This is a genomic window from Streptomyces sp. XM83C (assembly GCF_023072675.1).
Lineage (GTDB): Bacteria > Actinomycetota > Actinomycetes > Streptomycetales > Streptomycetaceae > Streptomyces > Streptomyces thermocoprophilus.
The window spans coordinates 1-9,638 of record NZ_JALLGL010000237.1; the positions used below are offsets into that span (position 1 = coordinate 1).

The window sequence follows — 9,638 nt, forward strand, 5'->3', positions numbered from 1 at the left end:
GGTAAAAGAGACGGGGGGGGCTCGGGGCTGCCTCGTACGCCTCTCATACGTCGGGACGGGACCGTATCGTCGCAACGTGAGCGTAGGCCGTTTCCACGATGGAACGCAACCGTTTCGTCGTAACGCCTATGCTGGTCCGCATGACGACGAACGCCGACGACGCGGCCGGGCCCGGCCCGCGACCGCGCCGCAGGCGGCCCGCCGGGGCCGCGGTGCTCCGCGAGGACGTGACGAAGGCCATCCGCGCCGCCGTCTTCGAGGAGCTGGCGGCGGTCGGCTACGCCCGGATGTCCATCGAGGGCATCGCACGACGCGCCGGGGTCGGCAAGACGGCGGTGTACCGGCGCTGGCGTTCCAAGCTGCATCTCGTGCTGGACGTGGTGTCGGCGCTCGCCGTGATGGGGCTGCCCGCCCCCGACACGGGCACCCTGGAGGGCGATCTGCGGCTGCTGTACGAGGTCACGGCGCGCTTTCTGCGTCACCCGGTGGCCTCGCAGATCATCCCCGACCTCCAGGCGGAGGCGGCCCGCAACCCGGACATCGCCGAGGCCTTGCAGAAGGCGCTGCGCGAGGGGCAGGACGGGGTCGCGAGCGGCATCGTGGCGGCGGCCCAGCGGCGCGGCGAGATCCGCCCGGACGCCGACGGCCAACTGGCCCTCGACCTCATCTCGGGCCCCCTGTACTGGCGCTCGGTGGTCATCCGCGGCCCCGAGCCGCCCAAGGACTACCTGGAGACCCTGACCCGGGCGACGGCGGCGGCACTGCGGACCCTGTGAGCCGCACCCGCCGATGCCCGTCCCGGCACGGCGGACAACCCCGCGTCCCGGCATCGAGGGTCGCTGTCGGCGGCCGTGCCGTGAAGCGCGGTTGCCGGGCCTGACACGCCTCCGGCCGGCGGGACTGCCTTCCCGAGGCGGGCCCGCGCATCTGAACCCGTACGCCGTGCTTGTCACTCGTGTGGTCGGGCAGATGGCGCGTGCCGACGCGCGGTCACCCCACGATGGCCGTGCGGGCCGTACGGCCACATGAGTGTCGTGCCGGGGGTGGGCCGCAGCCTGGCGTACTGCCAGTTTCAGCTACTGGCCGACCCGAGAGGTGACATTCCATGACCAGAACAGCCGCTGTCGCTCCGGCCGAGAACTCCACCTTCGAGGGCCCCGAACCCGGGCGGATAGTGGTCCAGGACACGCTCATGCAGGACATGGTGCTGGGCGCGGAACTGGTCGTCAGTGCATTCAGCGAGTACCCGGTGGCGACCTTCGAGAACTTCCTGGCGGAAGGCGGAAACGCCCAGAGGGAAGGGCGCGCACACGAGGCCCTGGTCGTGGTGGACCCGAAGGACTCCGACCGGAGACTTCTGCACGTCCGGGGTCCGGGACGGTTCTGGCCACGGCCGGTGCGGCACCGGCCCGCAGCAGCCGGCCGACCTCGTCCGCCGTACCGAACCGTGCAGCCCGACGGGGACGGCAGTACGGGCTACTGCCCCGCCGGAGAGGTGAGCGCCGGGTGCTGTTGCTGGCCGGGGAAGGACGGGGCCGGGCGGGTCGTGCGCCACAGGTGTACGTAGGACAGCGCGGCGGCGGCCAGCAGGAGCGCGTTGCGCGCCACCAGCAGGGCGGTGCCCGGCCAGGTGCCCGCCATGACCTCGTCGTAGCAGACCGGGTAGATCACGGCGCTCAGCGCGGTCGCCGCCGCCACCAGCGCGGTCACCGGCCGCTGCGCGGTGTGCCGGGAGCTGAGGCAGACCGCGGACAGGCCGAGCAGCCAGATCATGTACTGCGGGCTGATCACCCGGCTGGTGACGGTGAACAGCAGCACCACGCACAGCGCGGCGTCGTACGGCGTCGCGGGCGTCCAGCGGCGGGCCCGCGCCCGCCACAGCAGCAGCATCGCGAACGCGCCGGCCGTCAGGGCGAGCGAGGCGTGCGCGACGGATGAGGCGTACGGGCCGGTGAACTCCATCGCCCCGTACCGGTAGCGGACCGTGCCCGGCCAGCCGGCGTGCGAGGCCAGCGAGAGCAGCGCGCCGCCGACCGACTCGATCTGCACGCCCCGCCCGCCCTGGTTGCGCAGGAAGTCCAGCGGGCGGTCGAGGGCGAGGGCCAGTGCGGTGAGCGCGGCCGTGCCGGTCGCCGCCGCACACAGGCAGGCCGTCCGGGCCGCGCGCCCCTTCGGCACGCCCGGCAGGACCAGCACCGGCCACACCTTCACCAGCGCCCCCAGCGCCACGAGCGCGCCGCACGCGCGCGTGGAGCGGGGCAGCGCCAGCAGGGCGAGCACGGCGAGGGCGGTGACCTGGACGTCGTAGCGGGCGAGCGGCACATGGAGGAGCAGGGGGAGCCCGCCGATCCAGTACGCGGCGCCGCGCAGGCTGCGCGTGGGGGTGGTGCCCGCACGGACCAGGGCCGCGGTGATCACGGCGTCCGCGGCGAGGACCAGCACCACGAACGCGTGGACGTAGGCCAGACCCGGCAGCAGCCCCGGCGACAGCAGGACGGGCCCCGCTCCCGGCGGGTACTGCCACAGCGGGTCGCCGACGGGGAAGCCGCCGTGGGACAGCACGCCGTACCAGTGGTGGTACAGCTCCCGCACCTCGCGGGACACCCCGCCCCCTCCGAGGAGCGGGTGGCCGTCCAGGGTCAGCAGCCACAGCATCAGGGCGCGGGTGGCGGACCAGGCGGCGATCAGGAGGGCGACGGGCGCACGGCGGATCATCACGCCGGATCGTAAGCCGGAGAGCTTCTCATTTCCGGCAAGAGGTGATGAATGCCGCCTGTCGTGTTCGAGGGCGCCCGGCCGGCTGCGCGGCTCCTGCGGTCAGCCCGCCTTCGCCGCCGCGTCGAGCCGTTCCGTGAGGCTGTCGAGGCGAGCGCGCAGCTCGTGGATCTCCTCCGCCGTGCAGCCCGTCGCGGCGGCGATACGGCGCGGCACCTCCAGGGCGCGCACCCGCATCGCGTCGCCCTCCTCGGTCAGTCGCACCTCGACGACACGCTCGTCGCGGGCGCTGCGCTCACGCCGGACCAGGCCGGCCGCCTCCAGCCGCTTGAGCAGCGGGGACAGCGTGCCGGAGTCCAGGCGCAGATGCTCGCCGAGCTTCTTGACCGGCAGCTCGCCCTGCTCCCACAGCACGAGCATCACCAGGTACTGGGGGTAGGTGAGGCCGAGGTCCTTGAGGACGACGCGGTAGACGCCGTTGAAGGCGCGGGACGCGGCGTGCAGGGAGAAGCAGATCTGGCGGTCCAGGTGGAGCCACTCCGGAGTCGGTTCGGAGGCGGGCGGGGCGGTGGACGGGGTCGGGGTCATGTCTCCAGGATAGCTCTTGCCCGCCATTCAGTTGTGTCCAATTGAATCGTGTGCTCTACTTGTGGTCGTGCGGCGGCCGGACCGACCGGTCCGCCGGAATCCGACGAGAGGGATGGTTCAGACATGGACGCGCTCTACACCGCAGTCGCCACCGCCACCCATGGACGCGAGGGCCGCACCGTCAGCTCCGACGGCAAGATCGACCTCGCGCTGTCCATGCCGGTGGAGCTGGGCGGCGACGGTCAGGGCACCAACCCCGAGCAGCTCTTCGCCGCCGGGTACGCCGCCTGCTTCGGCAGCGCCCTCGGCCTGGTCGGCCGCCAGGCCAAGGTCGACGTGAGCGACGCCGCCGTCACCGCCGAGGTCGGCATCGGCAAGCAGGGCGAGGGCTTCGGCCTCGCCGTCACCCTCCGCGTCGAGCTGCCCGACGGCGTCGACGAGGTCACCGGCCGCAAGCTGGTCGAGCAGGCCCACCAGGTCTGCCCCTACTCCAACGCCACCCGCGGCAACATCGACGTCGACCTCGTCATCGAGTGACCTTCCGGCCGGCTCACGCACCCGCCGGGTCGGCGGGGCGGCCGGCGGACGTCACCGCGGGACCCGCGCCAGCACCTCGCCCGTCCGCTCGCTCCACGCCACCACCACGGCCTCCTCGGGCAGCCGGTGCTGCCGCGTCAGCAGCAGCCAGCGCACGTGGTAGCGGCGGGCGATCGCGTCGCGCCCGGCGCGGGTCGACGAGGGCGACAGATACGCCCGCACATCGGCCGCGCGCCGCGCCCGCTCCGCCTCGTCCAGCGCCGGGTCCGGCCAGACGGGGACGGCCAGATCGGCGCCGTACCCGGGCAGGGAGCGGACGGCGTAGTAGCCGTCGGCGATGACCGGCTCCCCGGGCCGCACGTACTGCGCCGCCCAGGCGTACGACGGCCAGTGCCGCGGCTGCTCGAACCCGACCGGGTCCAGCGAGCGCGGCACCACCGCCCCGCCCTGCGCCGTCAGGAACCCGGTCAGCGCGGCACCCGCGGCCACTGCGCCGAGCAGCCGCCGCCCCGGTCGCCACGGCCGGGGCGCCGCCAGTTCCACGGCCACCGCGAGCTGTGGCGCCAGCAGCGTCAAGCCCAGCGCACGGCCGTACGTGAAGTGCCCCGAGACACCGCCGTACGCCACCACCAGCACGTCCAGGGCGGCCATCAGCACCAGCGGGTCCCGCCATGCCGAACGCCATGTCCCCGGCCGGTCCGCGACCCCCGCGCGCCGGGCGCGCAGCCACAGCGCCGGAAGGCCGGCCGGCAGTGCCAACCAGCAGTGGGCCGTGAGGCCGTCGTACAGCGGCCGGTGTATCTCGTCGACGCCGCTGTTCCCCACCAGGGTGAACGCGTCGAAGTACGGCCAGACCGCCGCCGTGAGCGCCGCCGCGCCGCCCGTCACCGCCCAGCGCGCCACCACCGCCCACGACCAGCTGCGCTGCCACGCGGCGACGAACGCCACCGCACCCGTCATCGCCGCGACCGAGGTGATCGGGTGGACCAGCAGGACCGTGCCGTACAGGACACCCAGCCCCGCGTACCCGGCCATGCCGCGCCGCCCGTCCGGGCCGACGTACCGCACCCGGCCGGTGTCCCCGGCCCGCTCCGCCGTCAGCGCCCAGGCCCAGAACGTGAGCCCGGTGGCGAACGCCGACGGATAGCCGAGGTTGCCGGTCATCGACAGCAGGCCCATGAACCCGCTCCACCACAGCGGTTCGGTGCCCCACAACAGCGTCATCGCGCAAAGCGCCAGCACCGGCGCCCACGGCCGGGGCGTCAGCGCCCGCACCAGCCGGCCCAGGCCGGTCAGCAGCACCAGCAGGTTCACCGGCCCGGCGAGCCGCACCACCTCCCAGCCGCCCAGCCCCGTCAGCCGCGCGAACACGCCCTGTGCGACCGCGTACGGCGAGTAGTAGGGGCTGCCCGTGCCGGGCAGGTCCGCCGTCGGATGGCGCGGGTGCAGCAGGCTGTCCTTCAGCCGCTCCACCACGGCCGCGTGCTGCCCGGCGTCACAGCACAGCGGCACCCGCCAGTAGGCGAGCGTCATCACCAGCCAGAAGAGAAGCCCGAAGACCTGATACGGCGTCGGCCGCCAGGCACGGCCCCCGCGCAGGGCCGTGGAGCCGTGCGTCGCGCGGCGGGCGGGCAGACCGGTGACCGTCATCATCGGGCACCAACCACAAGGCGAGGCATTTGCCGTATATGCCCGGTGTGATTATCGGTCTTTCCTTGTCTCACTCAGCCGGAGTACGCCTCCCGGACGTCCAGGGCCCCGGCACCACGTTCCCGGCACCACATGCCTCGTACCCCTGACCCCGTATCACCCGCCCCGGACCCGCCCCGGACACGACGGCGGGGGCGGCCCGGAACCGGCCCGGACCGCCCCCGCGCACGGGGCCAGGGTGCGCTACTTCACCGCGCCCGCCATGACGCCGGACACGAACTGCCGCTGGAAGGCGAAGAACACCACCAGCGGGACCACCATCGAGATGAACGCGCCGGGCGCGAGCACATCGACGTTGTTGCCGAACTGCCGTACCTGCGTCTGCAACGCGACCGTGATCGGCTGAGTGCCCGCCTTGGTGAACACCAGCGCGACCAGCATGTCGTTCCACACCCACAGGAACTGGAAGATGCCCAGCGAGGCGATCGCCGGCCCGCCCAGCGGCATCACGACCCGCGCGAACAGCCGCAGTTCACCCGCGCCGTCCAGCCGGGCCGCCTCCAGCAGCTCCCGGGGGATCTCCGCGAAGAAGTTCCGCAACAGGAACACCGCGAACGGCAGACCGAACCCGACGTGGAACAGCACCACGCCGAAGACCGTGCCGAACAGGCCGAGCTTCCCGAACAGTTCCGCGATCGGGATCAGCGCCACCTGCACCGGCACCACCAGCAGCCCCACCACCAGAAGGAACCACCAGTCACGGCCGGGGAACTCCATCCACGCGAACGCGTACCCCGCCAGCGAACCGATCACCACGACCAGGATCGTCGCCGGAACCGTGATCAGCACCGTGTTGACCAGGGAATCCTGGATGTCCGGGTTCTCCAGCAGCGACCGGTAGCTCTCGAAGGTCAGCTGCGACGGCTCGGTGAACACCGTCCACCAGCCGCTCTCGCCCAGGTCCTCCGGCGTGCGCAGCGACGAGATCAGCAGACCGATCGTCGGCACCAGCCAGAACAGACCCACCACGATCAGGAACACCCGCAGCGCACCGCCGCTGACCGCCCCCACCAGCCGTGCGGCCAGCGACCGGCGAGGGGGCGTGACGGAACCGGCCGGCGAGGCCGCCGCCTTGGTGACACCGGCGTCCGTGGTCATCGCCGTACCTCCCGCCGCAGCCGTCGAATGTTGAACCACATCACGGGGATCACCAGCAGCAGCAGGAACACCGCGATCGCGCTCGCGATGCCCGGCTGGTCCTCCGAGAAGCCCTTGCGGTACAGCTCCAGGGCGAGCACGTTCGCGTCGTCCTGGGAGGAACCCGGGGCGATGATGAACACCAGGTCGAAGATCTTCAGCACGTTGATCATCAGCGTGACCACGACGACCGCGAGGACCGGCGCCAGCAGCGGCACCGTTACCTTGCGGAACACCTGCCACTCATTGGCCCCGTCGACCCGCGCCGCCTCCAGCAGATCACGCGGGATGCCCGCGAGCCCCGCCGCGATCAGCACCATCGCGAAGCCCGCCCACATCCAGATGTACGACCCGATGATGGACGGCGTCACCAGCGCCGGACCCAGCCAGTCCAGCCCGTTGTACGCCGCCGTGAAGTTGCTCGCCGGCAGCCTCAGCAGCGCCCCGTCCGCACTCGCCGGCAGCGTGAACGTGCCGTCGGACGCCGCCTTCGCCGTGGCGACCACCTTGCCGTCCTTCACCGCCTCGATCTTCATGCCGGCATAGCCCAGCTCGGCGGAGTCCACCCCGTTCAGCCTGCCGACACCCTTGCCGCGCGTGAAGTCCTGCCAGGTCGTACCCGTGATCTTCCCCGGGTCGGCCTGCGGCGCGACCGCCGGCTTCGCACTGTCGGGCATCTGGTCCGGGGCGACACCGACCAGCGGCAGCAGCACCGCCTCACCGGTGTGCACCGGCTCCTTCGTGACGAACCCGCCGCCCCGCGCCGGCTCCAGCGGCGACTGCCGGCCCGGATGCGCCTTCGGGAACGCGGACGACTGCACGAACGTGTCGTGCACTCCCACCCACACCGCGTTCGCCACGCCCTTGTCCGGGTCCTGGTCGTACACCAGCCGGAAGATGATGCCCGCCGCCAGCATCGAGATCGCCATCGGCATGAAGACGACCAGCTTGAACGCCGTGCCCCAGCGCACCCGTTCCGTCAGCACCGCGAACACCAGCCCGAGCGCGGTCGCGATCGTCGGCGCGAACACCACCCAGATGATGTTGTTCTTCAGCGCGGTGCGGATCCCGTCGTCGGTGAACAGCGCCCGGTAGTTGTCGATGCCGGCGAACGAGTCACCGGACTGGTCGTAGAAGCTGCGGATCACCGAGTACCCGATCGGGTACACCACGAGCGCGCCCAGCAGCACCAGCGCCGGCAGCAGGAACAGCGCCGCCACCGTCCAGCGCGTACCGGTCACGCCCTTGCGCCCACGGGGGGCGGAGGGAGTCGCAGGCGTCTTCGCGACACCCCCCGCGGCTGTCGACGCCATCGCGTCAGTTCCCGTAGGCGGCAGCCGCGTCGGCCTCCAGCTTGCGCTGAGCGCCCGCGACATCGGACGGGTTCCTCAGGAAGTCCTGGAGGTCCTTCCACTCGCCCTTGCCCGGCGTACCGCCGAAGGACTGCGGAGCCTGGTCGGACATGTCGAACCGGAAGTCGTCACCCGAGTCGATCAGCGCCTTCGCGATCGTCTGCTGCACCTCGTTCGGGTACGCGTCGTTCGGCACGTTCTTGTTCGGCGAGAGGTAGCCGCCCAGCTTCGCCTGGATCGTCGCCGCGTCCGGCGACGCCAGCCACTTCACCAGCGCCTGCGCGCCCTCCGAGTCCTTCAGGATCACCGCCGCGTCACCACCGGTGACCACCGGCGCGGTGCCGCCCACCGACGGGAACGGGAACACCTTCGCGTCCGTGCCCACCTCGGCCTTGGTCTGCTGGATGTTGACCTGCGCGAAGTCACCCTCGTACACCATCGCCGACTTCGGCTGGTCGCCACCGGTGAACGTCTGCTCCACCGAATCGGTGAACGACGTCTGAAGTGCGCCCTTGCTGCCGCCCGCGACCCACTCCTGCTTGCCCCACACCTGGGCGAGCGTCGTCAGGGCGTCCTTCACGGACGGGTCCGTCCACTTGATCTCGTGCTTGGCGAGCTGGTCGTACTTCTCCGGGCCCGCCTGCGACAGATAGATGTTCTCGAACCAGTCCGTCAGCGGCCAGCCGTCCGCGCCCGCCACCGAGAACGGGGTGACACCCGAGTCGTACACCGTCTGCGCGGTGTTCAGCAGGTCCTCCCAGTTCTTCGGCTCGCTCGCGCCCGCGTTCTCGAAGACCTTGGCGTTGTACCAGATCAGCGACTTGTTCGCGGCCTTGTAGTACGCGCCGTACTGCTTGCCGTTCACCTTGCCGATGTCCTGCCAGCCCTGCGAGTAGTTCTTCTTCAGCTCCGCCTGCACATCGGCGTTGAGCGGCTTCGCCCAGCCCTTGTCCACGGCCTGCTTGATGGCGCCCGGCTGCGGCAGCAGCGCCACGTCCGGCGGCTGACCACCCGCGATCTTCGACCCGAGGAAGTTGATGATCGGGTCCTGCGCCGGCACGAACGTCACCTTCGCGCCCGTGCGCTTGCTGAACTCGTCCAGGACCTTCTTGAAGTTCTTCTGCTCGTCACCCGTCCAGACGGCCGCGACCTCCAGGGTCGTGCCGTCGAGCTTCGGCAGGGAGAGGGAACCGCCCGTCTCCGTGCCCTTGGTGCTTCCGCCGCTGCCGCTGTTGTCGTCGTCGCCTCCACAGGCGGACAGCGAGAGCGCCAGCGCTCCCGCGGCCAGGGCGGCTGCGGCCCTCGTCGTCCTGCGTGTCCGGTAATTGCTGCTCGTGCTGCGCATCACTGCCCCGTTCTTCGTGCCTCGTCGAACGTCGAGCGCTGTCCCGTGCGCTCTGGTCTACGCCGGGTCACCGGGGTCGGCAAGAGCGCCTACGGTGTCAAGCGAGGTTTCGTGACCGCGTCGTGACGAGGCACGGGGCGGGCCGGGCGGCCCGCCCTCCAGCATGACCCGCGGAGCCGGGCACGGCATGTCGTACACGCTCCGTGTCGGCCGCCCGCGCGGGGCGCGGGCGGCCGACACGGAGCGTGTACGAC

The 9,638-nt window shown here is 71.7% G+C and carries 8 protein-coding genes; 2 read left to right on the forward strand and 6 right to left on the reverse strand.

Annotated features, from left to right (window positions below; translation table 11 throughout):
- Positions 1-128 precede the first annotated feature (128 nt).
- Positions 129-776, forward strand: coding sequence for a TetR/AcrR family transcriptional regulator (locus MTQ10_RS22710; protein WP_247471706.1), 648 nt, complete (start codon positions 129-131; stop codon positions 774-776).
- 700 nt (positions 777-1,476) lie between these two features.
- Here MTQ10_RS22710 and MTQ10_RS22715 read toward each other — a convergent pair.
- Together MTQ10_RS22715 and MTQ10_RS22720 are read right to left on the reverse strand one after the other, a co-directional pair.
- Entirely contained in the window at positions 1,477-2,715 is a 1,239-nt protein-coding gene (locus MTQ10_RS22715) for a glycosyltransferase 87 family protein (protein ID WP_247471708.1), read from the reverse strand.
- A gap of 102 nt (positions 2,716-2,817) precedes the next feature.
- Positions 2,818-3,303: a MarR family winged helix-turn-helix transcriptional regulator gene (locus MTQ10_RS22720; RefSeq protein ID WP_247471711.1), complete on the reverse strand. Its 486-nt coding sequence runs from the start codon at positions 3,301-3,303 to the stop codon at positions 2,818-2,820.
- Between the two features lie 123 nt (positions 3,304-3,426).
- Here MTQ10_RS22720 and MTQ10_RS22725 point away from each other — a divergent pair, with 123 nt between their 5' ends.
- Positions 3,427-3,840 carry an organic hydroperoxide resistance protein gene (locus MTQ10_RS22725; protein WP_247471714.1) on the forward strand — a complete coding sequence of 138 codons (414 nt, stop codon included), beginning with the start codon at positions 3,427-3,429 and terminating at the stop codon, positions 3,838-3,840.
- A gap of 51 nt (positions 3,841-3,891) precedes the next feature.
- Here the strand turns inward: MTQ10_RS22725 and MTQ10_RS22730 are convergent, their stop codons facing one another.
- The 4 genes from MTQ10_RS22730 to MTQ10_RS22745 form a co-directional block, all read right to left on the reverse strand.
- Positions 3,892-5,490 (reverse strand): hypothetical protein, encoded by a 1,599-nt coding sequence (locus tag MTQ10_RS22730; protein ID WP_247471727.1) that lies wholly within the window; start codon positions 5,488-5,490, stop codon positions 3,892-3,894.
- A gap of 243 nt (positions 5,491-5,733) precedes the next feature.
- Positions 5,734-6,648: a carbohydrate ABC transporter permease gene (locus MTQ10_RS22735; RefSeq protein WP_247471718.1), complete on the reverse strand. Its 915-nt coding sequence runs from the start codon at positions 6,646-6,648 to the stop codon at positions 5,734-5,736.
- Positions 6,645-8,000 carry a carbohydrate ABC transporter permease gene (locus MTQ10_RS22740; RefSeq protein WP_282612500.1) on the reverse strand — a complete coding sequence of 452 codons (1,356 nt, stop codon included), beginning with the start codon at positions 7,998-8,000 and terminating at the stop codon, positions 6,645-6,647. Before MTQ10_RS22740 ends, MTQ10_RS22735 begins: the two co-directional genes overlap by 4 nt.
- Before the next feature lie 4 nt (positions 8,001-8,004).
- Complete coding sequence (locus MTQ10_RS22745; RefSeq protein ID WP_247471724.1) at positions 8,005-9,384, reverse strand: ABC transporter substrate-binding protein; 1,380 nt, start codon at positions 9,382-9,384, stop codon at positions 8,005-8,007.
- Positions 9,385-9,638 lie beyond the last annotated feature (254 nt).